Genomic DNA, 24,002 nt, shown 5'->3' on the forward strand with positions numbered 1-24,002 from the left:
TTGTGTTCAGCGCCAAATAAACTGCTTGCTCAGGTGATAACTCCTGAGAAAAATCGGGGACAGCGAAATACACATGGGGGCGAAAAATCAAATCCACGAGTCGCTCATTAGGTACATTCACTTCCAACATAAACAACCAAAAATCAACCTCATGTTCAGCACCTTCACACTCCATGACCCTTCGCATCATCTCAACCAGCTCATCGGTAGTAACGTCGGAAACCGGCTTGATAGAGGGTTCATATAAGACTTTGCGGACCCAAGTATCATGATCTTGGCCACCGTAGATACCTTGAAAATCCAGGAAATCAAAGGAAGTTGAGGCGAGCTGATTAAACTCGAGAACCATGTGTTCAGTCAGGTCGCGTTGCCCGCAGTCTATTTCCTCAGAAAGACTAGTAAGCTTCGAAACTAGCTTCTCATCAAGTTTGGGTGGCATTAATTCACTACGCAAAGCCATACAGCCCCTCCACTGCTGGAATTTATAACGGCGCTTTTTGTGCCTAAAAGCACACTCATATTTTCAATGAGCAATTGAAGCTTACCTGACGGAGTAAGTTTTAACTTGTAGGATCCGTCTGAATACATCATGAGCGCCTGCTCCCCAATAGAAGATATATGCCACGGCGAACACCCTTAACCGACACCGACGACGAAAGAGAAGGATGCTCCGAACAAGGCATGGCGCGGCTCTTGGAGTGGAGAGCGTCAGAGGGGCTTGCAGGATTCAGAATTAAAAATCGCTAGCCTCCCGGGTATGGATACAGCTCTGAGGCTTAGGGAAGACTCTTTGCACGCGGCGGTGAATGGCACCAGTTTTGCCAGTGTTCGCGGCTATACCTCCTGGTTGCGCAACCTTTCAGATTCTCAGCAAGACAGTTGCTCTTACGGACCCCGCAAAAGCAACGGATTACGCGTATACAAAAAACCCGCCGAAGCGGGTTTTTTTGCAAGCCAGCGATTAGATCGCCCCACGCTGCCTCAACACATCCAGCACCAGCTTCACACCTTCATCCACGCTAGTGGCCTGGGTATCGATGACCAGATCGGCGTCCAGTGGCACATCGAACGGGAAGCTTTCGCCTGGGATGTTGTCGCCTTCGGCGGCATACAGGCCCTGCGGATCGCGTTCGCGGCACACCAGTGGCGAGGCCTGAACGTAGACGGTCACCAGGCGGTCCTTGCCGATCAGGGCCTTGGCCTGTTCGCGGCCTTCGGCATCCGGGGCCACGAAGGCGGCCAGGGTCAGCAAGCCGGCTTCGTTGAACTGGCGCGCCACATGGGCGGCGCGGCGCCAGTTCTCGGTACGGCCAGCGCGATCCTGTGGCAGGCCCTTGTTCAGGTCATGGCGCAGGTTCTGCCCGTCGAGTACGTAAACGGCACGGCCCATGTCGAACAGTTTGCGCTCCACAGCGTAGGCCAGGGTGCTCTTGCCAGCGCCGGACAGGCCGCTGAACAGTACGGTCGCCGGCTGCTGACCAAAGCGCAGGGCACGCTCTTCGGTCGAGACATGCGCCGACTTGCCATGCTGCCCGGCGCTGCCATGGGGCAGCACAGGCTGGGCGATGATCATGCCGGCGCCCACGGTGCCGTTGGTCAGGCGATCGATGACGATGAACGCGCCAGTGGTGCGGTTGCTCTCGTAGCCGTCCAGCGCAATGGCGCTGTCCAAGGACACCTTGACGCGACCGATCTCGTTCAGCTGCAAGGCGCTGGCAGCGCCTTTTTCCAAGGTATTGACGTCCACCTTGTGGGTGATGCTGGCAATCGAACCCGGCACGTAGCTGGTCGCACGCTTGATGTCGTACTTCTTGCCCGGCAGCATCGGCTCTTCGGCCATCCACACCAGCATGGCTTCGAACTGGTCGGTCACAGGCGGCACATTGTCGGCATGCACCAGCAGGTCGCCACGGGAGATGTCGATTTCGTCTTCCATGGTCAGGGTCACGGCCTGACCCGGGCCTGCACTTTCCAGCTCGCCTTCGTAGGTGACGATGGACTTCACACGGCTGCTCTTGCCCGACGGCAGCACGACGACTTCATCGCCCTTGTGCACCACGCCGCTGGCCAGGGTGCCTGCGAAACCACGGAAGTTCAGGTTGGGGCGGTTGACGTACTGCACCGGGAAACGCAGGTCGGTGAAGTTGCGGTCGGCCGCCACTTCCACGGTTTCCAGGATTTCCATCAATGTCGGGCCGGTGTACCACGGCGACTGCTCGCTGTGGTTGACCACGTTGTCACCCTTGAGCGCGGACATCGGCACGAAGTGCAGGCTGCTAGGCGTCAGGTTGATGGCTTCGGCGAAGGCCAGGTAGTCGGCCTTGATCGACTCGAAGACGCCTTCATCGAAGCCCTTGAGGTCCATCTTGTTGACGGCGACCACGATGTGCTTGATGCCCAGCAACGAGGCGATGTAGCTGTGGCGGCGGGTCTGGGTCTGCACACCGTAGCGGGCATCGACCAGGATGATGGCCAGATCGCAGGTGGATGCGCCGGTCGCCATGTTACGTGTGTACTGCTCGTGGCCCGGGGTGTCGGCAATGATGAACTTGCGCTTGGCCGTGGAGAAGTAACGGTAGGCCACGTCGATGGTGATGCCCTGCTCGCGCTCAGCCTGCAGGCCATCGACCAGCAGCGCCAAGTCCACTTCCTCGCCTGTGGTGCCGGACTTCTTCGAATCACGGGTGATGGCTTCGAGGTGGTCCTCGTAAATCATCTTCGAGTCATGCAGCAGGCGCCCGATCAAGGTGCTCTTGCCGTCATCCACGTTGCCGCAGGTCAGGAAACGCAGCAGTTCTTTGCGCTCGTGCTGAGCCAGATAAGCGAGGATGTCTTCGCTGATCAAATCGGATTGGTGACTCATCTCATTCAAGCTCCAAGCTGTCAGCTTCAAGCGGCAAGCTTGTCGGCGTACAACTAGTTAGAAATTAGGTTGATCAACCCACTTGGCATTCTGGAGCGCTCGCGGGCCATGCAGGCGGCAATCCACAAGGTTCGAACGCTGCGCGCTCGATTGCTCTTGCAGCTTGCCGCTTGAAGCTTAGAAATAGCCCTGGCGTTTCTTGTCTTCCATGGACCCGGCGCCGTCGTGGTCGATGACCCGGCCCTGGCGCTCGGAGGTGCGGGTCAGGAGCATTTCCTGAATGATGTCGGTGAGCGTCTCGGCTTCGGACTCCACGGCGCCCGTCAACGGGTAGCAGCCCAGGGTACGGAAACGCACCTTCTTCTTGACGATGCGGGCTTTTTCTTCCTCGGACAGGTGCTCGAGGATGCGCGCGTCGTCGATCATGATCAGGGTGCCATTCTTCTCGATGACTTCGCGCTCGGCGGCGAAGTACAGCGGCACGATCGGGATGCCTTCGAGGTAGATGTATTGCCAGATGTCCAGCTCGGTCCAGTTCGACAGAGGGAACACACGAATGGACTCGCCTTTGTTGACCTTGCCGTTGTACACGTTCCACAGCTCAGGACGCTGGTTCTTCGGGTCCCAGCGGTGCTTGCTGTCACGGAAGGAGTATACGCGCTCCTTGGCACGCGACTTTTCTTCGTCGCGGCGCGCGCCACCGAAAGCGGCATCGAAACCATGCTTGTCCAGCGCCTGCTTGAGGCCCTGGGTCTTCATGATGTCGGTGTGCTTGGAGCTGCCATGGGTGAACGGGTTGATGCCCTGGGCCACACCCTCGGGGTTGACGTGGGTGATCAGGTCGAGCCCCATTTCCTCGACCATTTTGTCGCGGAAGCGGTACATCTCCTGGAATTTCCACTGGGTGTCGACGTGCATCACCGGGAACGGCAGCTTGCCCGGGAAGAAAGCCTTGCGCGCCAGGTGCAGCATCACGGCGGAATCCTTGCCGATCGAGTACAGCATGACCGGGTTGTCGAACTCGGCGGCCACCTCGCGGATGATATGGATGCTTTCCGCCTCCAGCTGTTTCAAGTGCGTCAGTTTGTCGACCATGGCTACTCACGAAAAACGATCTTATGGACGGCCAGCGGGCCGTGTTCGAGCGAGCCACTCTATCACAGCAGATGCTTCTATTTAGGCGCCTGGATAGATCGAAAGCGTCTAACCATATGACTGCGGGTTTGGGCTGCGGGTCGGCGCTCAAGCCTGCCAACCCACTGCCACGCGGCCTGCGCCGACAGGTCGGTCAGATCGGATTTGGGCAGTCGATGAACAGGTGCTCCACGGCAAAACGCCGTGCCAGGTAATCGCCCAATGCCTGCACTCCGTAGCGCTCGGTCGCATGGTGCCCTGCGGCGATGAAGCTCACGCCGTTTTCGCGGGCGCTGTGGTAGGTCTGTTCCGACGCTTCGCCGGTCAGGTACAGGTCCACCCCGGCCGCGATGGCCGTGTCGATGTACCCCTGCCCGCCGCCGGTGCACCATCCCACACGACGAACGACTCTGTCTTCTTCGACCAGCAACGGCTCACGCCCCAGCACATCCTGCACACGGCGGGCGAAATCGCGGGCAGTCATGGGTTGGGCCAGCGACCCGACCAGCCCGACCACCTTCGGGTTGTCTGGGTCGAGCGGGCCCTCTACGGTGATCTGAAGCTGTTGCGCCAGCTGCACGTTGTTGCCCACTTCCGGATGGACGTCGAGCGGCAGGTGAAAGGCCAGCAGGCTGATGTCGTTGTTGAGCAGGGTTTTCAGGCGTCGCTGGCGAATGCCGGTGATGCAGGGGTTTTCCCCCTTCCAGAAATAACCATGGTGCACCAGCACAAGATCGGCTTGAGCCTCAACGGCTGCATCGAGCAAGGCCTGGCTGGCGGTCACGCCAGTGACGATGCGCCCGACCTGCGGCCGGCCTTCGACCTGCAAGCCGTTGGGGCAATAGTCCTGGATCCTGCTGCTGCCCAGGTAGCGCTCGGCTTCTTCGACCAATGTACTCAGCGCGACGGCCATGGGAAATCTCCTCGAAAAAACTGCGTGCCTGCCAGGCGCAAGGCCTGGCGAAGGTCCGTATAATGCCGGCCATTATGGGCCGTCGTCGGCACTGGGGGAACCGGTGTATGATCGCGCGCCCACGCTCCACTGCGCGGCCCCAGGCCCCGGCTCTTTCCAGGATTCGTTCATGTTCAAGGCTCTGCGTTACTTTGGCTGGCCCCTGCTCACCGGCGTGCTCATCGCCGCCCTGATCATCCAACGCTTTCCGGAGTGGGTCGGCTTGCCCAGCCAGGATGTCAACCTGCAACAGGCGCCCCAGTCCACGCAGGTGGTGCAGGGCCCGGTCTCCTATGCCGACGCCGTTACCCTGGCTGCGCCTGCGGTGGCCAACCTGTACACCACCAAGGTGGTGAACAAGAGCTCGCACCCGCTGTTCGAAGACCCGCAGTTCCGCCGGTTCTTCGGCGACAACCTGCCCAAGCAACGCCGCTGGGAGTCCAGCCTGGGCTCAGCGGTGATCATGAGCCCCGAGGGCTATCTGCTGACCAACAACCATGTGACCAGCGGCGCCGACCAGATCGTTGTGGCGCTCAAGGATGGCCGGGAAACCTTGGCCAGGGTGATCGGCAGCGACCCGGAGACGGACCTGGCGGTGCTCAAGATCGACCTGAAGAAACTGCCGGCCATCACCATCGGGCGCTCCGATACCATTCGCATCGGCGACGTGTCCCTTGCGATCGGCAACCCGTTCGGGGTCGGCCAGACCGTGACCATGGGTATCATCAGCGCCACCGGCCGTAACCAGCTGGGCCTGAACAACTACGAAGATTTCATCCAGACCGACGCGGCGATCAACCCGGGCAATTCGGGCGGCGCCCTGGTGGATGCCAACGGCAACCTGATCGGCATCAACACCGCCATTTTCTCCAAGTCGGGTGGCTCGCAAGGCATCGGCTTCGCCATTCCAGTGAAGCTGGCCCTTGAGGTGATGAAGTCGATCGTCGAGCACGGCCAGGTCATCCGGGGCTGGCTGGGCATCGAAGTTCAGCCGCTAAGCGCAGAGCTTGCCGAGTCGTTCGGCATGAAGGACCGGCCAGGCATCGTGGTGGCGGGCATTTTCCGCGAAGGCCCGGCGGCCAAGGCCGGTCTGCAGTTGGGGGATGTGATCCTGAGCATCAACGGCGAGCCGGCGGGCGATGGCCGCCGGTCGATGAACCAGGTGGCGCGCATCAAGCCCAACGAAAAGATCACCATCGAGGTGATGCGCAACGGTCAGCAGCTCAAGCTGATCGCCGAGGTAGGCCTGCGGCCACCGCCAGCGCCGGTGGCCAAGCAGGAAGAAAAGTAACGCAAGTGCCCAGCACGTGGGCGCTTGGGATTGGCCTGCGGCGCCACGCAGGCCAACCGCCCTTCTACTGCATCAATGCAGAATCTGGCTAAGGAACAAGCGCGTGCGGTCGCTCTGTGGCCGGTCGAAGAAATCGTCCGGTGACGCCTGCTCGACGATCTCGCCCTTGTCCATGAAGATCACCCGGTTCGCCACAGTGCGGGCAAAGCCCATTTCGTGGGTCACGCAGAGCATGGTCATGCCATCTTCGGCCAGGCCAACCATGGTATCGAGCACTTCCTTGACCATTTCCGGGTCCAGCGCCGAGGTCGGCTCATCGAACAGCATGATCTTGGGCTTCATGCACAACGCCCGGGCGATGGCCACGCGCTGCTGCTGACCACCGGACAACTGCCCTGGGTATTTGTGCGCCTGCTCCGGGATACGCACTCGCTCCAGGTAGTGCATGGCGATTTCCTCGGCCTTGCGCTTGGGCATCTTGCGCACCCACATGGGGGCCAAAGTGCAATTTTCCAGGATGGTCAGGTGCGGGAACAGGTTGAAGTGCTGGAACACCATGCCCACTTCGCGGCGGATGGCCTCGATCTGCTTGAGGTCGTTGGTCAGCTCCACACCGTCAACCACAATTCGCCCTTGCTGATGTTCTTCCAGGCGGTTCAGGCAGCGGATGGTGGTGGACTTGCCCGAGCCCGAGGGCCCGCACAGCACGATGCGCTCGCCTTGGCGAACATTGAGGTTGATGTCCTTGAGCACATGGAACTGGCCATACCACTTGTTCACGCCCTGCATCTGGATGATGCCTTCGGGGCCGGCAGGCTGCTTGATCGCTTCACTCATTTCGAAACTCCTAACGCTTGTGGCCAGTGTCCAGCTTGCGCTCCAGGTGCATGGAGTAGCGGGACATACCGAAACAGAAAATCCAGAAAACCAGGGCGGCGAACACATAGCCTTCGGTGGCCATGCCCAGCCAGGCCGGGTCGGCGGCAGCTTGCTTGACGCTGTTGAGCAGGTCGAACAGGCCGATGATGATCACAAGGCTGGTGTCCTTGAACAGGGCGATGAAGGTGTTGACGATGCCAGGGATAACCAGCTTGAGCGCCTGGGGCAGGATCACCAGCCCCATCGAGCGCCAGTAGCCCAGCCCCATGGCGGCGGCGGCTTCGTACTGCCCCTTGGGGATGGCTTGCAGGCCCCCACGCACCACTTCGGCGATGTACGCCGACTGGAACAGGATCACCCCGATCATGGCCCGTAGCAGCTTGTCGAAGCTCATGCCCTCGGGCAGGAACAGCGGCAGCATCACCGACGACATGAACAACACCGTGATCAGTGGCACGCCTCGCCAGAACTCGATGAAGGTTACGCACACCACTTTCACCGCCGGCATGCGCGAGCGCCGCCCCAGTGCCAGTACGATCCCCAGGGGCAAGGCCCCGACGATGCCCACGGTGGCGATCACCAGCGTCAGCATCAGACCGCCCCACTGGCTGGTCGGTACCGTCTCCAGGCCGAACAGTCCGCCGTGCAGCAGGGTGTAGGCCACCAACGGGTACAGCACCAGAAACCCCAGGCCGTAGACCGCCTTGCGCGGGAAGCTGCGGATGAACAGCGGCGCTGCGCCCAGCACCGCCAGCCATACCGTCAGGTCCACCCGCCAGCGCAACTCGGATGGGTAGTAGCCATACATGAACTGGCCGAAACGCTGCTGGATGAACACCCAGCAGGCGCCTTCCTTGGTGCAGTCGGCACGGGTGGTGCCCACCCAGTTCGCGTCAATCAACGCCCACTGCAGCAGCGGCGGCACGATCAGCCAGACCAGGTAGATGGCGAACAGGGTAAGCAGGGTGTTGAGCCAGCTGGAGAACAGGTTGGCACGCATCCAGGCGAGCACACCGACGGTCTTGACCGGAGGCGGCATGTCAGGTTTGAAAACATGGGCATTCACAGGCGTGTCCTCACCGTTCGATCAGCGCGATGCGCTTGTTGTACCAATTCATCAACAGCGAAATGCTGATGCTGATGGCCAGGTAGACGCTCATGGTGATGGCGATCACTTCGATGGCCTGGCCGGTCTGGTTGAGTACGGTGCCGGCGAACAACGAAACCATTTCCGGGTAGCCGATGCCTGCGGCCAGCGAGGAGTTCTTCGCCAGGTTCAGGTACTGGCTGGTAAGCGGTGGAATGATCACGCGCAGCGCCTGCGGGATGATTACCTTGCGCAAGGTTGGCCCTTCGCGCAGCCCTAGCGAACGCGCAGCCTCGGTCTGGCCGTGGCTGACCGAACGGATGCCCGAGCGCACGATTTCGGCGATGAACGCCGCCGTGTAGATCGTCAAGGCCAGGGTCAACGCCAGCAGTTCAGGGATCAGTACCCAGCCGCCGACAAAGTTGAAGCCCTTGAGTTGCGGCACCTCCCACTGCACGGGGCTGCCGAACAACAGCACACAGGCACTTGGGATGGTGATCATCAGCGCCAGCCCTACCCAGAACTTGTGAAACGGCTGGCCGGTTTCTTCGAAGCGCCGGTTGGCTCGGCGCACCATCAGCACGGTCGCCAGCACAGCTACCAGCAGGGCAGCCACGAAGGGCCAGAAGCCTTCTGCCATGGAGGCCCCAGGCATGTTCAGGCCGCGGTTGCTGATGAAGAACGCGTCGTCGATGTTGATGCTCCCCCGCGGCCCTGGCAGGGTCAGGAACACGGCGAAGTACCAGAACAGGATCTGCAACAGCGGCGGGATGTTGCGGAAGGTTTCCACATACACGGTAGCCAGCTTGTTGATCATCCAGTTCGGTGACAGCCTGGCGACGCCGATGATGAAGCCCAGCAGTGTGGCCAGCACTACGCCGATGAGGGTCACCAGCAAGGTGTTGAGCAGCCCGATGACGAACACCCGCGCATAGCTGTCCGACTCCACGTAGGGAATCAGGTGCTGGGCGATGCCGAAGCCGGCACTGCGGTCAAGAAAGTCAAACCCCGAGGTGATGCCCCGGTGCTGCAGGTTGGTTTGCGTGTTGTGAAACAGGTACCAGCCCAGACCGACCACGAAGACGATGGTCAGTAGCTGGAACAGCCACGCGCGCACACGTGGATCGCTCAGGGATAAACCCTTTCGTGCGCCAATTGGATTTTGCATGAAATGCCCCGAAGAAAAGGGTAGCGGACCGCCTGCGGCGGCGGGATGCCGCCGCAGGTGCAACCATCAGCGCACAGGGGGTGCGTACTGGATGCCGCCGTTGTTCCACAGGGCATTCATGCCACGGTCGATCTTCAGGTCGGTGCTCTGGCCAAGGTTCTTCTCGAACACTTCGCCGTAGTTGCCCACTTGCTTGACGATCTGTACTACCCAGTCTTTGGGCAGCTTGAGGTCCTTGCCGTACTCGCCGTCGCCACCGAGCAGACGCGCCACGTCCGGGTTCTTGGTGCCCTTGGCCTCGGCCTCGACGTTCTTGGAGGTGATGCCGGCTTCTTCAGCATTGAGCATGGCGAACAGGGTCCACTTGACGATGCTGAACCACTCCTCGTCACCCTTGCGCACGACCGGCCCCAACGGTTCCTTGGAAATGGTTTCCGGCAGTACCACGTAGTCAGCCGGGGCAGCCAGCTTGGAACGCTGGGCGAACAGTTGAGATTTGTCCGACGTCAGCACATCGCAACGGCCAGACTCCAGGGACTTGGCGCTTTCATCCGAGGTGTCGAAGGTGATGGGGGTGTATTTCAGGCCATTGGCGCGGAAGAAGTCCGATACGTTCAGTTCGGTCGTGGTGCCGGCCTGGATGCAGATGGTCGCGCCATCGAGCTCCTTGGCACTGGATACGCCAAGCTTCTTGTTGACCAGGAAACCTACGCCGTCGTAATAGGTGACCCCGGTGAACATCAGGCCCATGCCGGCATCGCGCGAGCTGGTCCAGGTGGTGTTGCGCGACAGCACGTCGACTTCGCCCGATTGCAGCGCGGTGAAGCGTTCCTTGGCGTTGAGCTGGCTGAACTTGACCTTGGTCGCGTCCCCGAACACGGCTGCCGCCACGGCGCGACAGACATCGGCGTCGATCCCGACGATCTTGCCTTGTGCATCCGGAACCGAGAAGCCAGGAAGACCGTCACTCACGCCACACTGGACGAAGCCCTTCTTCTTAACCGCATCGAGCGTCGCCCCGGCCTGGGCCGTGCTCACAGCGCCCAGGGCAGCGGCAGCGGTCAGGACTGCCAGGGTGGTTTTCAACATCTTCATTCACAACCTCCAAATCGCTCTTGTTGTATCGAGCCGGAATTGCACCGCACCCTTTTGAGGCGCATCCGACCCGTATTGGCTTGTTATTGGGTCACTTGGCGCAATGGGCTGTTCTGTGACAGCCTTCGCGTGCAAAGGGTGTTACCGTCTCGGCCTGTCCTTTGCATCACAGATGGAAGTGCAAACCGCGTACCAGATTGCGTGGCTTGAGCGTTTAAGCACGAGTCAAGTAGGGAAAGTTGCATCGTTGCGACATTCTTTTTCCGACTCGCCGGGCGCGCGCCTTCTTTTCAAGCACGACCTCTTCCACACGCACGTTTTCGGAGCAGCCATGACCGACCCACTCATTCTCGAACCTCAAAAAGCCGCAGATGCCTGTGTGATCTGGTTGCACGGCCTGGGCGCGGACCGTTACGACTTCCTACCGGTGGCCGAATTCATGCAGCAGCATCTGCTCACGACCCGGTTCGTCATGCCCCAGGCGCCGACCCGGCCGGTGACCATCAACGGCGGCTACGCCATGCCCAGTTGGTACGACATCAAGGCCATGACGCCGGCCAGGGCCATCGACGAGGCCGAGCTCGATGCCTCGGCCGAGCAGGTCATCGCCTTGATCAAGGCCGAGCAGGCCAAGGGCATCAGCCTGTCGCGCATCTTCCTGGCCGGGTTCTCCCAAGGCGGCGCCGTGGTGCTGCACACGGCCTATATAAAGTGGCAGGAAGCCCTGGGTGGCGTGCTGGCCCTCTCCACTTATGCCCCCACCTTCGCTGACGCGCACACCCTGAGCGCGTGCCAGCAACGCACCCCGGCCCTGTGCCTGCATGGCGTGCACGACCCGGTGGTGATCCCATCGATGGGGCGCACGGCCTTCGAGTACCTGAACACCTGGGGCGTCGCTGCCCGCTGGCACGAGTACCCAATGAAACATGAAGTGGTCGTCGAAGAGCTGAACGACATCCTCCAATGGCTGACCACGCAACTTCAGTAAGCCGCGCGCACGGGTCGTTCAAGGCCATTGCACTACGCCGAGCAGGGATCTTGCATTACACTGCCCGGCGTACATTCCTTAACCAATTGACGAGATGACCGTGCTCAAGGCACTCAAGAAAATATTCGGCAAGGGAGACATTGCCCCCCAGGCCACTGCGCCCACTGCCAGCACTGCCCCGGCGCCAGCGGCCCCTCAGGCCCATGCGCCATCGGCCCCTGCCGTTGCGCGCACCCAGCCTGCCGCCCAGGTCGAACAACCTGCCGCTACCAAGCCTGCCAGCGACAAACCGCGTCGAGAGCGCAAGCCAAAACCCAAGCCGCAGGCCAGCCTGTGGAAACCGGAGGACTTCGTGGTCGAGCCCCAAGAGGGCAAGACGCGTTTCCACGACTTCAAACTCTCCAACGAGCTAATGCACGCCATTCACGACCTGGGTTTCCCCTACTGCACGCCAATCCAGGCGCAGGTGCTGGGCTTCACGCTGCGCGGCCAGGATGCGATCGGCAGGGCCCAGACCGGTACGGGCAAGACTGCCGCGTTTCTGATCTCGATCATTTCCCAGCTGCAACAGACGCCCCCGCCCAAGGAACGCTACATGGGCGAGCCACGTGCACTGATCATCGCCCCCACCCGCGAACTGGTGGTGCAGATCGCCAAGGACGCGGTTGCCTTGACCAAATACACCGGCCTGAACGTGATGAGCTTCGTCGGCGGCATGGACTTCGACAAGCAGCTCAAGGCCCTGGAAGCACGGCACTGCGACATCCTGGTAGCTACGCCCGGCCGCCTGCTGGATTTCAACCAGCGTGGCGAGGTGCACCTGGACATGGTCGAGGTGATGGTGCTGGACGAAGCCGACCGCATGCTGGACATGGGCTTCATCCCGCAGGTGCGCCAGATCATTCGCCAGACGCCGCCCAAGAGCGAGCGCCAGACGCTGCTGTTCTCGGCCACTTTCACCGATGACGTGATGAACCTGGCCAAGCAGTGGACGACCAATCCCGCCATCGTCGAGATCGAGCCCGAGAACGTGGCCAGCGAAACGGTCGAGCAGCACGTTTATGCGGTGGCTGGCAGCGACAAGTACAAGCTGCTGTACAACCTGGTGACCCAGAACAAGTGGGAACGGGTGATGGTGTTCGCCAACCGCAAGGACGAAGTACGCCGTATCGAGGAAAAACTGGTACGCGATGGTGTCAATGCCGCGCAGTTGTCCGGCGATGTACCCCAGCACAAGCGTATCCGTACCCTCGAGAACTTCCGTGAGGGGCGCATCACGGTGCTGGTGGCGACCGATGTGGCTGGACGCGGGATCCATATCGACGGCATCAGCCATGTCATCAATTTCACCCTGCCGGAAGACCCTGACGACTACGTGCACCGGATCGGCCGGACCGGCCGGGCAGGCACCAGCGGCGTATCGATCAGCTTTGCTGGCGAAGATGATTCGTACCAGTTGCCTGCGATCGAGACGCTGCTGGGGCGCAAGATCAAGTGCGAGATGCCGCCTGAGGAGTTGCTCAACCCGGTGCCGCGCAAGCACGCCTGATCGGGTTGGGTCGGTCAGGTCGATCTGCCCATGCTCCTGGCCGCCGGACCGGCCTCGATGGGCCGCGCAGCGGCCCTGGGCACCACAGATCCCCGGGCGTTCGTGCAGCGCCCAAGGTCAATCGCGCCCCCCTACCCCCATCGCCCCGCCGCGTCCTGATCGCTCTGACGTCCGTCCACCCATCGTTCCCCTTGCCCGGTCGTTTCCTTCTTCCAGAACGGTGCCCGGGTCTTCAGGTAATCCATGATGAAGTTGCAAGCCTCGAACGAGGCCTGCCGATGGGCACTGGCCACGCCGACGAACACGATCGGCTCGCCGGGCGCCAAATGCCCCACGCGGTGCAGCACCTCGACCTTCAACAACGGCCAGCGCTGCTGTGCCTCGGCCACGATCTTGGCCAGGGCCTTCTCGGTCATGCCGGGATAATGCTCGAGCACCATGCCCGCCACCTCCTGGCCGTCGTTGAAGTCCCGCACGTAGCCGATGAAACTGACCACTGCCCCGACACCCACGTTGGCCGCATGCAAGGCGCTGGTCTCAACGCCCGGATCGAAAGCGCCTTCCTGTACCCGAACGGCCATGCTCAACCTCCGGTCACAGGCGGAAAGAAGGCCACTTCGTCGCCGTCTTGCACAGGCTCATCCAGCCTGCACAATTCCTCGTTGCGCGCGCACATCAGGTTTTGCTCGGCCAGCACCTGGTAAGGCTCGCCTCTACCCACCAACGCCAGGCGCACATCGTCCACTACCCTGAACGTCCCTTCGAGCGACTCGCTACCGCGCTCCAGCCGCTCCCGGTAGCGAGCGAAATACATCACCTTGATCTTCATCAGCCTTGCACCTTGTACGGGCCGCTTTTGCCGCCTAGCTTCTCCAGCAGGCGCACTTGCTCGATGACCATGCCCTTGTCCACGGCCTTGCACATGTCATAGAGGGTCAACGCGGCTACGCTGGCCGCCGTCAGCGCCTCCATCTCCACACCGGTCTGCCCGGCCAGCTTGCACCGGGCGACGATGCGCACTGCATCACTGCCCTCGGCGCTGAGCTCGACCTTGACACTGGTCAGCATCAGCGGATGACACAACGGAATCAGGTCGCTGGTCTTCTTCGCCGCCTGGATGCCGGCGATGCGCGCCACGGCGAAGACATCACCCTTGGGGTGCTCACCGTCGACGATCATCTGCAGGGTGCGCGGCAACATGCGCACGCGCGCTTCGGCCATGGCCTCGCGCTCGGTCACGGCTTTTTCAGTGACGTCGACCATGTTGGCCCGCCCTTGGGAATCAAGATGTGTCAGCACTGCTCTGCTCCTGTGAAGGGAGCTGAGAGTGTAAACCGGTGGGTCAGGTTTGAGCAGGGGCCAGGCCGACGCATTGCGGCCCGAAGCCGCCGGGCGGTGAACCGCCCGGCGCGCGGGGCTACTACATGTGTGACTCGGCGAACTCGGCCAGCACCGACCGAGGCACCCCTTGCAGGGTGATGTGCACGCCATGGGGGAAGTCCTTGAAGCGTTCGGTCAGGTAGGTCAGGCCCGAACTGGTCGCGGACAGGTAGGGTGTATCGATCTGCGCCAGGTTACCCAGGCACACCACCTTCGATCCCGCGCCGGCACGGGTGATGATGGTTTTCATCTGGTGCGGCGTGAGGTTCTGGCACTCATCGATGAGGATCAGGCTCTGCTGGAAGCTGCGACCACGGATGTAGTTGAGCGACTTGAACTGCAGCGGCACACGTTCGAGGATGTACTCGACACTGCCGTGGGTGCTTTCATCGTCCATGTGCAAGGCTTCGAGGTTGTCGGTAATGGCGCCCAGCCAAGGCTCCATCTTCTCGGCCTCTGTTCCCGGCAGAAAACCGATCTCCTGGTCGAGCCCCTGCACGCTTCGGGTGGCGATGATGCGCCGGTAGCGCTTGCTGACCATGGTCTGCTCGATGGCCGCCGCCAGTGCCAGGATGGTCTTGCCCGACCCCGCCGCCCCGGTCAGGTTGACCAGGTGGATATCCGGATCGAGCAGCGCCAACAGCGCCAGGCTCTGATGAATGTCACGCGGTTTCAGGCCCCAGGCTTCCTGGTGCAGCAGCGGCTCCTGGTGCAGGTCGAGCAGCAGCAGTTCGCCCTCACGCGTGCCCTTGATCCAGCCAACGAACCCTTGCTCATCAATGATGAACTCGTTCACGTGCACCGCAGGCAGCGGCTCGGCCAGTTGCACCCGGTGCCAGGTACGGCCACGTTCCTGACGCGTGTCGACCTTGCTGACCCGATCCCAGAACGAGCCGGTGACTGAATGGTAGCCCTTGGACAACAGCGACACGTCGTCGACCAGCTGGTCGGTGCTGTAGTCCTCGGCGGCGATGCCGCAGGCGCGCGCCTTCAGGCGCATGTTGATGTCCTTGGTGACCAGCACCACGTCCAGGTCGGTGCGCCGTGCCCTGACTTCGAGCAGCTGATTGATGATGATGTTGTCGTTAAGGGTTTCGGGCAACAGCTTGTTCGGCTCGTTGCGAGGAGTCATCAGGATGGACAGATACCCTTTTGGCCCACTCTTGCCACGCTGGATGGGTACCCCCTGCTCCACCACGCTGGGCGAGGCATCACCCAGCGTCTGGTCGATCAGGCGGATGGCCTGGCGGCATTCGGCAGCAATGCTTTGCTTACCGGCCTTGAGCTTGTCGAGTTCCTCCAGCACCGTCATGGGAATGGCGACGTGGTGCTCCTCGAAGTTGAGTAATGCGTTGGGGTCGTGAATCAGGACGTTGGTATCGAGCACATAGAGGATTGGCTTGCTGGAGGAAGGGGTGCGTCCTTGGTCATCCATACTCGGTCACCTTATGTCGAAGCGGCACGGCGTGGTCTGTTACGCCGCGGAGTGACTGCCGTTCTTCCCGTATCCGCGTTGTTACGGGCGGGAAGCGATCTGGCCAGGTGGACCGATGTGACGCCACCTGTGCTGCAGGAATCGGCTGTCTGGTTTCTTCATACCGCAAAAGCCATGACCGGAAAAAGCATTTTCATGCGATTGCCAACTTTATTTTTCCGATTGACGAACAGGCCTTGGCGCCAGCGCCAAGCAGGTCTACAGTCAGAAGTCAGGTTGCTGCTCGCCCTGTCCATATTCGCGACAATCCTGCCAACCAATGCCGCTTTGCGCGGTGTGCTCAAGCAGCCATTGCACCGCAGGCCTGGCCTTGGGCAAGGCGTCGTGAAACTGGATCACGCCTTTGCGCCATAGCAGCATCAAGGTCAACACACGCTGGGCTGAGGCCTGCGCACTCAAGCCCGAGTCGTCCTGCGCATCGATGTCCCACAGCGAGACCTGCAACTGCTGACGCTGCATGAACGCCTGGCCGTCGGCCCGCCGTTGGCCATACGGTGGGCGAAACAGCGGCACATACTGGTCGGGCAGGTCTGCCCGCACCCGTGCCTGACTGCGGCTGATCGAGGCCTGCCAATCCGTCCACTGCGCATGGGACCGGTATTCCCACCCCTGAATGCCTACGCACTGGCCAGCATACAAGCGCCGCAGGGCCGCCAGCGACTCGCCGTCGCGACGTTGCTGCAAACGGCTGCCGAGCACGAAGAACGTCCCGTCGAGTTTCTGCTTGCGCAAGTAGGCAGTCAGCTCGTCGGTGGTGCCTGCCGCCGCGCCCGGCCCACCGGCAAAGGTGAGCAGAAACAGCCGGTCATTGAGTTCATCGCCGTTGCGCTCGGCTGCAGACAGCCGCTGTACTTCGCTGCTGGTCTGGGGCAACAACGCCGCCTTGCGCAGTTGCTCGTTCAGGTACTGCTCATGAAATTGCCGGCTGGGCTCGATCCAGCCGGTGTAGAACTCACCCACATCGGTGGCGAAGGTCGCAGCTTGCAAGCGCAGTTCGGCCATCGACGTCACCGCATAGCAAAAGGACGCATCTTGCTCGCAACTGCGTTGCGCCTGTTGATAACCCTGCCAAAGACGCTGCCACAGCCGCGCCCGCACCTGCCTGATCTTCTGCAAGTTGACCTGCCGCAGGCCCAGCCGGGCTGCCAGGGCGTTCTCGTCGAGCAGCTCGTTCTCGTGCAGTACCCGGGCGAACGAGAGGATTTCGGCCCGCGACGCCACATCGAACAGCGCAGGGCTGTCCAGTTGCTCGGGCCACAGGCCACGGTCCAGGCTGGCCGGCGTGGAAGGGGCGGCTTGCACGGCCAGGCTCAACAGGCCAGTCAGCAGGGCTGAAACGACGCGCACGGTCAGGGCTCCGTTCAAGGAAAACAGGCACTATAGCCGCTGCATCGGCCATGGGCGTTGACTATTGTCGCCATAGTTTGGACTTGCCTCGTCCAACCCTTAGAATCCCCGCTCTTTGATGCCAGGAGCAGATCCGATGCTGACGGTGATTTCCCCCGCCAAGACCCTCGACTACGACACCCCACCGGTGACCGAGCGCTTCACCCTGCCCCGCCACCTCGACCATTCCCAGGAACTGATCGAGCAGCTGCGAGAAATGAGCCCGGCGCAGATCAGCGAACTGATGCACCTGTCCGACAAGCTCGCGGGCCTGAACGCCGCGCGTTTCGGCAGCTGGACACCCACGTTCACGCCAGAGAACGCCAAGCAGGCCCTGCTGGCCTTCAAAGGTGACGTCTACACCGGCCTGGACGCCCAGACCTTGGGTGAAGACGACCTCAGCTACGCCCAGGATCACCTGCGCATGCTCTCCGGCCTCTACGGCCTGCTGCGCCCGCTGGACCTGATGCAGCCCTATCGCCTGGAAATGGGCACCAAGCTGGCCAACGCCCGCGGCAAGGACCTTTACGCGTTCTGGGGCACGCGTATCAGCGAGTGGCTCAACGAGGCCCTGGCCGAACAGGGCGACGATCTGCTGCTGAACCTGGCCAGCAACGAATATTTCAGCGCGGTCAAGCGCAGCGCCCTGAAGGCCCGGGTGATCAATGTGGACTTCAAGGACCTGAAAAACGGCCAGCACAAGATCATCAGCTTCTACGCCAAGAAGGCGCGCGGTATAATGAGCCGCTTCGTCATCGAAGAGCGCATCAGTGACCCAGCGCAGCTCAAGCAGTTCGACGTGCAGGGGTATTACTACAGCGCCGAGCAGTCGAAGGTCGATCACCTGGTGTTCTTGCGCGATCAGCCCGAAGCATAGGGCGCCGAGCGCGTCGGGGCATCAGGGTAACCTGACGTACCCTGCCCCCAGCCCTGACACCTCGACCCCCTGGGGCCCTATGCCGTCCACGCTGACGGTCACCTCGCTCGGCGCTTGGCCAGGGTCCTCACGAAACCACACGACGTGCTCACCTGCGCTGCCGCGCTGCAGCGCCTCTGGCGGGATGACCAACGCCTGGGCCTTGCTCGAGATACGTATGTCCACCTGCGCGCTCATGCCCAGGCGCAAGCTAGAGCGGGCTGGCTCGGCGGGCAGCTCGAGTTCGGCCACCACTTCATACCAGGCCCCTGCGCCATCCAGCGTCCTGGGTTGCTGAGCGATGGGACCTAGTTTGCCTTCAAGGTGCTGCCCGGCCACGGTGACTCGCACATGCTGCCCTTGCTGTACGTTGGGCAAGTCCTGCTCCTCGACTGTTGCCAGCACCTGCAATCGGTCCAGGCCGATGAGCTCGAGCACTGGCACGCCGCGCGCGACGTGTTGGCCAGCCTGCAAGGGCACGACCTGATTGACGCCTGCGGTCTTGGCAGGGACGACAACGCCGCTCAAAGGCGCATTGACGGTGCGTTGCCCATGCAGCGCGAGCAGCGCATGGTACTGAGCTTCAGCGTTCAGCAGCTCCATACGGGCAATCTGAAGGGCGTCGCCTTGACCCTGTGCAAGGGTCTGCTCCAACGCCTGCTCGGCCTCAAGCAGCGCCTGCGCATGCATGTCGACCAGCTGGATCAGGCTACGAACTTCCATACCCGCGACGATCCCGCGCTCGAAAAGGCGCCGGTTTTCTTCCAGGTCCAGCTGACTTGTGGACAGCGCATTGCGGGCGCTGCTCAGGTTTCGTTTCGCCCGGGCCACCTCGGGACCGGTGGTCCAGTGCTCCAGTGCGTCCGCGTAGCGGCGGGCTTTCAACCAGGCCGCCTGAGCCATGCGCAATTCGATGTCGAGCTGTTCGGTATCGAGGGTGAACAGTGGATCACCCGCGCTTACCTGCTGCCCAGGCTGTGCCAAAACCGCTGCCACCCGTCCCTCGAAGGGCGCATTCACCGTCACCTGACGCGCAGCCTGGAGGCGACCGACCAAGCCCAGTCGTTGCTCGAGCGTCTGCGGCTCGATGCGCACCCATCGCGCCGTCTCAGGCTGCACCGAGCGGCCCCCCTGATACCACGCGCCGAATCCGACGCTCAGCACTAGCAGCAGCAGACCGTTGCGCCAGTTAGTCATGGAGTACAACCCCCCAGCGCCCAAGGGTCGTGCCCAGCAGTTGGTCAAGGCTTGTCTGACCATTGAGATAGGCGATAGCCGCATCCAGACGCGCATGCTGAGCATAGCGAAGGTCACTTTCGAAGCTCAGGACCTCGAAGTTGCTTGAGCGGCCAAGCGACAGTTTTTCTTGCTCGATCGCAAGCTTGCGCCGGGATAACGCCAGCGCCCGGCCGGCGATCTGCAACTGCCGCCATCGCCCCTGAATATCCTTCACGGCGTTGAAGATTTCGCGTTGCAGCTGTTGGTCGGTTTCGGCCTGCCCCAGGGCATGTTCTTGCAGCGCAACCTGCGTGCGCACCTGAGCTTGTCGTGCCTGAAGGTCACCGATGGGGATCGCCAGCTCCAGCCCGACGTAATGCCGCCAGCTGGCCTGCAGGCCGGGCCTTTCGTGGGCCTGCGCGGCGCCGGCAACCAGCGACAGGTCCCAGCGCTGCTGGTCCTTGGCCAACAGCAGGTCCACGGCAAGCTGCTCGCCTGTGAGCTGCTGCATGAGGTAGGCCGGTTGCAGAGCCTTGGCCCGGGCGAGCGCACGGGTAGCGTCAAGGTGGACCTGGCGTGGCTCGATCTCATCCACGGCCAGCAGTGGCGTGCTCAAGTCAATGGCCAAGGTCTGGGCCAGTGCCAGGCGACTTTCTTCCAGTTGCCGGTGACTGTTCTCCCGGGCCAACTCCTGGTTGGCCACTTCCGCTTGCGTCTGAACAATGTCGAACGCTGCCATGCGGCCGGTTGCGATGAGCGCCCGGTTCACGTCGACCAAACGCCGGGCACGCTGCAAGGCCTGGTCAGCGATCTTTTGCTGCTCCTGGGCACGGAGCAAGGCTCGATAAAGCAGGATGACCTGACTGATGGTCTGCCCCACGGTTTCGCGCAAGGCCAATCGGTTGAGCTGCTCCGACAGTTGCGCCTGACGCAAGGGGGCGGTGGCGACGTCCACGCCAGCGCCGCGCAGCAAGGGCTGGACCACGGTCAGGTTCGCCCCGTCCCGTTGGCGGGGCCGTTGGCCCTCAATCTCGATGTGGTCATAAGACCAGTCAAGGTCCAGGCGTGTACCGAAGGGGGTCAGCAGGCTGGCGGCAGGCACGAGCTGCACATCGCGCTGGCGGTCGTTCTGATCGCGGTGACGCAGGTAGCGCGCCTTGAGCAGCAACTGCGGGGCGTATCGGTCGCGCGCCACGCGCAGGTCGAACCTGTCCGCCACACGCTTGAGGTGGGCGCTTCGAATGGCACGGTTTTCACGCAATGCCAAGGCCACGGCTTCATCGAGTTGAAGCGGCACTGGATCGGTCCGGGCCAGGGCCAACGCGCTGACCGCATCTGCCCGGGCTGCGATGGGAATGGACAACACCCAGGCCAGCGCCAGCCAACTAGTCTTCACGCAGCGCCTCCACCGGCTGCAACCTTGCTGCCGCAACCGCTGGGTATACCCCGCAGGCAACCCCTACGGTCACTGAACTGACCATGCCAAGCGGCACCGCGGCCAGGGCCAGCCCAGTAGGCCACCCGGACAGCAGGGCAAAAATCCAGGCGGCCAGTACGCCGATCAAGGCCCCGCCAACCGCCCCCGTGCCTGACAGCAACATGGCTTCGAGCAGAAATGACCAGCCGATATCCTGTGCCCGCGCGCCCAATGCAAGGCGAATACCGATTTCTCGGCGTCGTTCGGCCACCGTCATGAGCATGATGTTCATCACCCCGATGCCGCCCAGCAACAAGGCGATGCCGGCAAACCCGGCCAACAGCCACGTGAGCATTTGCGATTGAGCGGTCATGCCCGCCAACAGTTGACTGGGCAACCTGACGAGCACCTGGTGGCGCGGCAACTGCATCTGCAGGTAAGCGGACAGGTGATCGGCTGCCAACGCCAGGGACTGCGCGTCGCGCCCCAGTGCCAGCACCAGGCTTACCTCCGGCGTCGGCGTCAATCGGCGCATGCCTGCCAATGGCATCCACACGGCCTGGTCGAGCATGACCGGCAACAGCGGGTTGTCACCGGTCGAGACCAACAGGCCAACTACGTCATACACGTAACCGCCTATCTGCAACCGATCGCCCGTCTTGGCGTCCAGCTGCCTGGCCAGGATGCTGCCCAGCACCACGTGGGGTGCCTTGTCGTCATGCGCCGACAGCAAGCGACCTTCGTCCACGTCCAGCTTCAACAACCTGGCAAGGCCAGCGCCGCTGCCGATTATCATCGCCTCCTGCTGCAGGCCAGCACGGCGAATGCTGGCCGCAGCCACGCTGATCGCGACGGCCGCCCGTACGGACGCCGGCATGGCGGTCAGATCAGGTTCGGCTTTCGGGCCTGCCGTGCCCTCGCGCTGCAGTTCAGCGACCATCAGCTCACTGCCAAGGCCCTCATACAGCTGCTGCGCATGCTGCGCTGCGCTTTGCCCCATGTTCAGCAACGCCACTACCGACGCGCAGCCGACGCCGATACCCAGCAAGGCCAGCCAGGCACGACGCCCCATCAACCGCACGTTGTCCAATGCCTCTCTCAGACGTTGCTGCCAGCCAGGGCCGTAGGGCTCATGCATCGGTCAGCCTGCCTTGATCGACGCGCACACGCCGCTGCAGTCTGTGCGCCACTTTGGCGTCATGGGTGACCACCAGCAAGGTCGTGCCCCTCTCCCGGTTGAGCGTCAGCAGCAGTTGCAGGACCTGCTCACCGGTCTGGGCGTCAAGGCTCCCGGTGGGCTCATCGGCCACCAGCAGGTTCGGCTCGGTGACCAACGCACGCGCGATCGCCACACGTTGGCGCTGACCACCGGACATCTCGGCGGGCCGCTTGCCAGCCTGACTGGCAAGGCCAACGGCACGCAATTGCACCTCGGCGAGCTGGCGGGCAACGGGCAAGCGCAGCCCTCGATACGACAGCGGCAACGCCACGTTGTCCAGGGCGCATAACCGCGGCAGCAGGTTGAAGCTCTGGAAGCCGAAGCCGATCAGGCGGTTACGCATCACGGCGCGCTGGTCGGCGCTGGCCCCTGTCATGTCGGTACCACCGATCCATACCTGGCCTGCGCAAGGGCGGTCCAGCAGCCCAATGAGGTTCAGCAACGTGCTCTTGCCCGAACCGGACGGGCCGATGACAGCGCACGTTTGCCCGCTGGGGATCAACAGGTCGATGCCGTGAAGCACCGGCACGTCACCCTGAAAACGGCTGACATTGCACAGCTGTACGGCGGGCATCATGCGGGCTTGCCTGGTTCGTCAGGGCCTTCGAGCGGCGGGTGATCTTTTTTTGCCTGTTCTTCAAGCTTGCGGGCGGTTTTCAGGAGGGTGTCGATCAGAGAATCGGGATCATCGCTGCGAGGGGGGTCGGTTTTGCCTATCATCAGGGTCATGTTGACTTCGTAATTGCCGAAACCTGCTTCCAGAATGGGCGGCAGCGACTTGTAGGTTGCAATAATTTCCCTGATCGCCTCATCTTGATACCCCGTCTGCTGATATTCAGCGTTTGCTTTATCCACCATCGCCCGGGACCATACTTCATAGCGCTTGCCTAACTCTCTGCTTGCGGCGAGGCGCTCGTTGTGGGTGAAATCGCCGCCTTCGTCGTAACCAATCAAAGCGAGCTGTTCAATTGTCAGTTTCTGGAAAGGATTACTCCCCTTTCCGTTCAGAAAATCCGTGGCTTGCCTTGCCCTGGCCAATAACTCGGGATCATCCGTGTCTGGGACATGTGCGTCGTGAAGGGGCTTGGTAAGCCTATACGCACTTCCGCCTAGCTCCATCTGTATCTTGGATGCCAAAGCAGCCAGCTCTTGCCGACTAAGCTGACTGTCGCGCGCAGCCGCCCGCTGAGCGGCACTTGCAAGTTGTTTGGACAACGTAGAAAGATCAAGGGAGGCTTGGCGAGTTGCACCTGAGGTTGCCGCGGCCTCTTGATTCGGGACTGCTGAATGGGTATGGACGCGCGTAGAAGCGACCGCACGGAGTGGAGCAACAGAAAACTCACCAACTTTTGACATGACCAATCACTCACTATTTTGAAGTTCCACGGACAGCCCAAATGCCCGCAGTGCTTGTGACGCCAAGCACTGCAGGCATTTTTAGCCGCTTACTTCATGGTGAATTCAGCCTTCCAGGCATAATTCGCGCTGAATCCAGAGTTCACAGCCGTGCACGTGGCCCCACCGGAAGGGGTCGCGGTCTTGTTCCATTTAGGCTGTTTGATGCCACCGGACATCATCATCACGAACGTAGTGCTGAAAGCACAGGTTTTACCCCCTGCCGCATACCTCAACATGGCGCCGTTGGTATCGGGACTCACCAATCGTTGCACGCTAAAGGTAATCGATGAGCCGGGCTGTACCTCCTGAAGTGGTGTGGGCCTGGCAATCTGATACGTACTGGTCTCGTTCGCATTGGTCAGCTGAAGCTTCACCGACTCGGTTCCGAGGTTTCTGAACGTCACTTCAACGGGCGGCCCCGCAAGGGCTGGGGCCGCTGCCAGCATGACTGCGGTGGCAGAGAGGATTCGCATGCAGTTCTTCATCGTTTCAAGCCTCGTCTCTTCCATGTGGTTAGGGATCAGACGCCTGCGTGGGCCGGCCACGCATTGACTGCGACGATCCTTC

The 24,002-nt window shown here is 61.8% G+C and carries 23 protein-coding genes; 4 read left to right on the forward strand and 19 right to left on the reverse strand.

The features are described 5' to 3' along the window. From ACK59L_RS17900 to ACK59L_RS17915, 4 genes are all read right to left on the reverse strand, one after another. The coding region (locus ACK59L_RS17900; RefSeq protein ID WP_409275125.1) for a hypothetical protein at positions 1-460 on the reverse strand (460 nt) is incomplete at its 3' end. A 501-nt stretch (positions 461-961) separates the two neighbouring features. Further along, on the reverse strand, positions 962-2,863 hold the full coding sequence (gene cysN, locus ACK59L_RS17905; protein ID WP_167338535.1) for a sulfate adenylyltransferase subunit CysN: 1,902 nt from the start codon (positions 2,861-2,863) through the stop codon (positions 962-964). Between the two features lie 177 nt (positions 2,864-3,040). After that, positions 3,041-3,958: a sulfate adenylyltransferase subunit CysD gene (gene cysD / locus ACK59L_RS17910; RefSeq protein WP_058604935.1), complete on the reverse strand. Its 918-nt coding sequence runs from the start codon at positions 3,956-3,958 to the stop codon at positions 3,041-3,043. Between the two features lie 193 nt (positions 3,959-4,151). Beyond that, positions 4,152-4,910 carry a Nif3-like dinuclear metal center hexameric protein gene (locus tag ACK59L_RS17915; protein ID WP_049696503.1) on the reverse strand — a complete coding sequence of 253 codons (759 nt, stop codon included), beginning with the start codon at positions 4,908-4,910 and terminating at the stop codon, positions 4,152-4,154. A gap of 169 nt (positions 4,911-5,079) precedes the next feature. Here ACK59L_RS17915 and algW point away from each other — a divergent pair, with 169 nt between their 5' ends. Beyond that, positions 5,080-6,240 carry a Do family serine endopeptidase AlgW gene (algW, locus tag ACK59L_RS17920; protein WP_023534328.1) on the forward strand — a complete coding sequence of 387 codons (1,161 nt, stop codon included), beginning with the start codon at positions 5,080-5,082 and terminating at the stop codon, positions 6,238-6,240. A gap of 72 nt (positions 6,241-6,312) precedes the next feature. Here the strand turns inward: algW and ACK59L_RS17925 are convergent, their stop codons facing one another. The 4 genes from ACK59L_RS17925 to ACK59L_RS17940 all read right to left on the reverse strand — a co-directional run bounded on the left by ACK59L_RS17925 (position 6,313) and on the right by ACK59L_RS17940 (position 10,469). Continuing rightward, positions 6,313-7,077 carry an amino acid ABC transporter ATP-binding protein gene (locus ACK59L_RS17925; protein WP_027914459.1) on the reverse strand — a complete coding sequence of 255 codons (765 nt, stop codon included), beginning with the start codon at positions 7,075-7,077 and terminating at the stop codon, positions 6,313-6,315. A 10-nt stretch (positions 7,078-7,087) separates the two neighbouring features. After that, positions 7,088-8,185: an amino acid ABC transporter permease gene (locus ACK59L_RS17930; protein ID WP_023534443.1), complete on the reverse strand. Its 1,098-nt coding sequence runs from the start codon at positions 8,183-8,185 to the stop codon at positions 7,088-7,090. Positions 8,186-8,195: 10 nt separating this feature from the next. Then, entirely contained in the window at positions 8,196-9,374 is a 1,179-nt protein-coding gene (locus ACK59L_RS17935) for an amino acid ABC transporter permease (RefSeq protein ID WP_409275130.1), read from the reverse strand. 66 nt (positions 9,375-9,440) lie between these two features. Next, entirely contained in the window at positions 9,441-10,469 is a 1,029-nt protein-coding gene (locus ACK59L_RS17940) for an amino acid ABC transporter substrate-binding protein (protein ID WP_058604931.1), read from the reverse strand. 331 nt (positions 10,470-10,800) lie between these two features. Between ACK59L_RS17940 and ACK59L_RS17945 the strand changes: the two genes are divergently transcribed. Both ACK59L_RS17945 and rhlB read left to right on the forward strand, forming a co-directional pair. Continuing rightward, positions 10,801-11,457, forward strand: coding sequence for an alpha/beta hydrolase (locus ACK59L_RS17945; RefSeq protein ID WP_409275132.1), 657 nt, complete (start codon positions 10,801-10,803; stop codon positions 11,455-11,457). A 100-nt stretch (positions 11,458-11,557) separates the two neighbouring features. Beyond that, a complete protein-coding gene (gene rhlB, locus ACK59L_RS17950) occupies positions 11,558-13,006 on the forward strand; it encodes an ATP-dependent RNA helicase RhlB (RefSeq protein WP_409275134.1) in 1,449 nt (482 codons plus the stop codon). A 131-nt stretch (positions 13,007-13,137) separates the two neighbouring features. Here rhlB and moaE read toward each other — a convergent pair whose 3' ends face one another. The 5 genes from moaE to ACK59L_RS17975 all read right to left on the reverse strand — a co-directional run bounded on the left by moaE (position 13,138) and on the right by ACK59L_RS17975 (position 17,228). After that, the gene (gene moaE / locus ACK59L_RS17955; protein ID WP_409275136.1) at positions 13,138-13,587 is read right to left on the reverse strand and encodes a molybdopterin synthase catalytic subunit MoaE; all 450 of its coding nucleotides are present in this window, start codon (positions 13,585-13,587) and stop codon (positions 13,138-13,140) included. Between the two features lie 2 nt (positions 13,588-13,589). Then, entirely contained in the window at positions 13,590-13,835 is a 246-nt protein-coding gene (locus tag ACK59L_RS17960; protein ID WP_058637177.1) for a MoaD/ThiS family protein, read from the reverse strand. After that, positions 13,835-14,305 (reverse strand): cyclic pyranopterin monophosphate synthase MoaC, encoded by a 471-nt coding sequence (gene moaC, locus ACK59L_RS17965; protein WP_196135116.1) that lies wholly within the window; start codon positions 14,303-14,305, stop codon positions 13,835-13,837. The genes ACK59L_RS17960 and moaC overlap by 1 nt, the downstream gene beginning before the upstream one ends. Positions 14,306-14,426: 121 nt before the next feature. Then, positions 14,427-15,821, reverse strand: coding sequence for a PhoH family protein (locus ACK59L_RS17970; protein ID WP_023534350.1), 1,395 nt, complete (start codon positions 15,819-15,821; stop codon positions 14,427-14,429). Positions 15,822-16,085: 264 nt separating this feature from the next. Beyond that, positions 16,086-17,228, reverse strand: coding sequence for a polysaccharide deacetylase family protein (locus tag ACK59L_RS17975; RefSeq protein ID WP_409275139.1), 1,143 nt, complete (start codon positions 17,226-17,228; stop codon positions 16,086-16,088). A 136-nt stretch (positions 17,229-17,364) separates the two neighbouring features. On the opposite strand from ACK59L_RS17975, the gene yaaA reads away from it, so the two are divergent. Next, positions 17,365-18,144, forward strand: coding sequence for a peroxide stress protein YaaA (yaaA, locus tag ACK59L_RS17980; protein ID WP_409275141.1), 780 nt, complete (start codon positions 17,365-17,367; stop codon positions 18,142-18,144). Between the two features lie 21 nt (positions 18,145-18,165). On the opposite strand, the gene ACK59L_RS17985 is transcribed toward yaaA, so the two are convergent. The 6 genes from ACK59L_RS17985 to ACK59L_RS18010 all read right to left on the reverse strand — a co-directional run. After that, positions 18,166-19,380: an efflux RND transporter periplasmic adaptor subunit gene (locus ACK59L_RS17985; protein WP_409275143.1), complete on the reverse strand. Its 1,215-nt coding sequence runs from the start codon at positions 19,378-19,380 to the stop codon at positions 18,166-18,168. Further along, positions 19,373-20,797, reverse strand: a complete 1,425-nt coding sequence (locus ACK59L_RS17990) for a TolC family protein (protein ID WP_409275145.1) — start codon at positions 20,795-20,797, stop codon at positions 19,373-19,375. The genes ACK59L_RS17985 and ACK59L_RS17990 overlap by 8 nt, the downstream gene beginning before the upstream one ends. Then, positions 20,787-21,956 carry an ABC transporter permease gene (locus ACK59L_RS17995; RefSeq protein WP_409275147.1) on the reverse strand — a complete coding sequence of 390 codons (1,170 nt, stop codon included), beginning with the start codon at positions 21,954-21,956 and terminating at the stop codon, positions 20,787-20,789. The genes ACK59L_RS17990 and ACK59L_RS17995 overlap by 11 nt, the downstream gene beginning before the upstream one ends. After that, positions 21,949-22,614 carry an ABC transporter ATP-binding protein gene (locus ACK59L_RS18000; RefSeq protein WP_409275149.1) on the reverse strand — a complete coding sequence of 222 codons (666 nt, stop codon included), beginning with the start codon at positions 22,612-22,614 and terminating at the stop codon, positions 21,949-21,951. Before ACK59L_RS18000 ends, ACK59L_RS17995 begins: the two co-directional genes overlap by 8 nt. After that, positions 22,611-23,393, reverse strand: coding sequence for a hypothetical protein (locus ACK59L_RS18005; RefSeq protein ID WP_409275151.1), 783 nt, complete (start codon positions 23,391-23,393; stop codon positions 22,611-22,613). The genes ACK59L_RS18000 and ACK59L_RS18005 overlap by 4 nt, the downstream gene beginning before the upstream one ends. A gap of 89 nt (positions 23,394-23,482) precedes the next feature. Then, positions 23,483-24,002: hypothetical protein (locus ACK59L_RS18010; protein ID WP_409275153.1), on the reverse strand; the 520-nt coding region annotated here is incomplete at its 5' end.

The organism is Pseudomonas sp. KCJK9111 (assembly GCF_046231935.1).
Classification (GTDB): domain Bacteria; phylum Pseudomonadota; class Gammaproteobacteria; order Pseudomonadales; family Pseudomonadaceae; genus Aquipseudomonas; species Aquipseudomonas parafulva_B.

Bases quoted from the DNA above. Each gene is read 5' to 3' on its own strand.
- ACK59L_RS17935 (WP_409275130.1), bottom strand. From the start codon at position 9,374: ATGCAAAATCCAATTGGCGCACGAAAGGGTTTATCCCTGAGCGATCCA.
- ACK59L_RS18005 (WP_409275151.1), bottom strand. From the start codon at position 23,393: ATGTCAAAAGTTGGTGAGTTTTCTGTTGCTCCACTCCGTGCGGTCGCT.
- ACK59L_RS17945 (WP_409275132.1), top strand. From the start codon at position 10,801: ATGACCGACCCACTCATTCTCGAACCTCAAAAAGCCGCAGATGCCTGT.
- cysD (WP_058604935.1), bottom strand. From the start codon at position 3,958: ATGGTCGACAAACTGACGCACTTGAAACAGCTGGAGGCGGAAAGCATC.
- ACK59L_RS17915 (WP_049696503.1), bottom strand. From the start codon at position 4,910: ATGGCCGTCGCGCTGAGTACATTGGTCGAAGAAGCCGAGCGCTACCTG.
- cysN (WP_167338535.1), bottom strand. From the start codon at position 2,863: ATGAGTCACCAATCCGATTTGATCAGCGAAGACATCCTCGCTTATCTG.
- ACK59L_RS17985 (WP_409275143.1), bottom strand. From the start codon at position 19,380: ATGACTAACTGGCGCAACGGTCTGCTGCTGCTAGTGCTGAGCGTCGGA.
- ACK59L_RS17960 (WP_058637177.1), bottom strand. From the start codon at position 13,835: ATGAAGATCAAGGTGATGTATTTCGCTCGCTACCGGGAGCGGCTGGAG.
- ACK59L_RS17925 (WP_027914459.1), bottom strand. From the start codon at position 7,077: ATGAGTGAAGCGATCAAGCAGCCTGCCGGCCCCGAAGGCATCATCCAG.
- ACK59L_RS18000 (WP_409275149.1), bottom strand. From the start codon at position 22,614: ATGATGCCCGCCGTACAGCTGTGCAATGTCAGCCGTTTTCAGGGTGAC.
- ACK59L_RS17940 (WP_058604931.1), bottom strand. From the start codon at position 10,469: ATGAAGATGTTGAAAACCACCCTGGCAGTCCTGACCGCTGCCGCTGCC.
- ACK59L_RS17970 (WP_023534350.1), bottom strand. From the start codon at position 15,821: ATGGATGACCAAGGACGCACCCCTTCCTCCAGCAAGCCAATCCTCTAT.
- yaaA (WP_409275141.1), top strand. From the start codon at position 17,365: ATGCTGACGGTGATTTCCCCCGCCAAGACCCTCGACTACGACACCCCA.
- ACK59L_RS17995 (WP_409275147.1), bottom strand. From the start codon at position 21,956: ATGCATGAGCCCTACGGCCCTGGCTGGCAGCAACGTCTGAGAGAGGCA.
- algW (WP_023534328.1), top strand. From the start codon at position 5,080: ATGTTCAAGGCTCTGCGTTACTTTGGCTGGCCCCTGCTCACCGGCGTG.
- moaE (WP_409275136.1), bottom strand. From the start codon at position 13,587: ATGGCCGTTCGGGTACAGGAAGGCGCTTTCGATCCGGGCGTTGAGACC.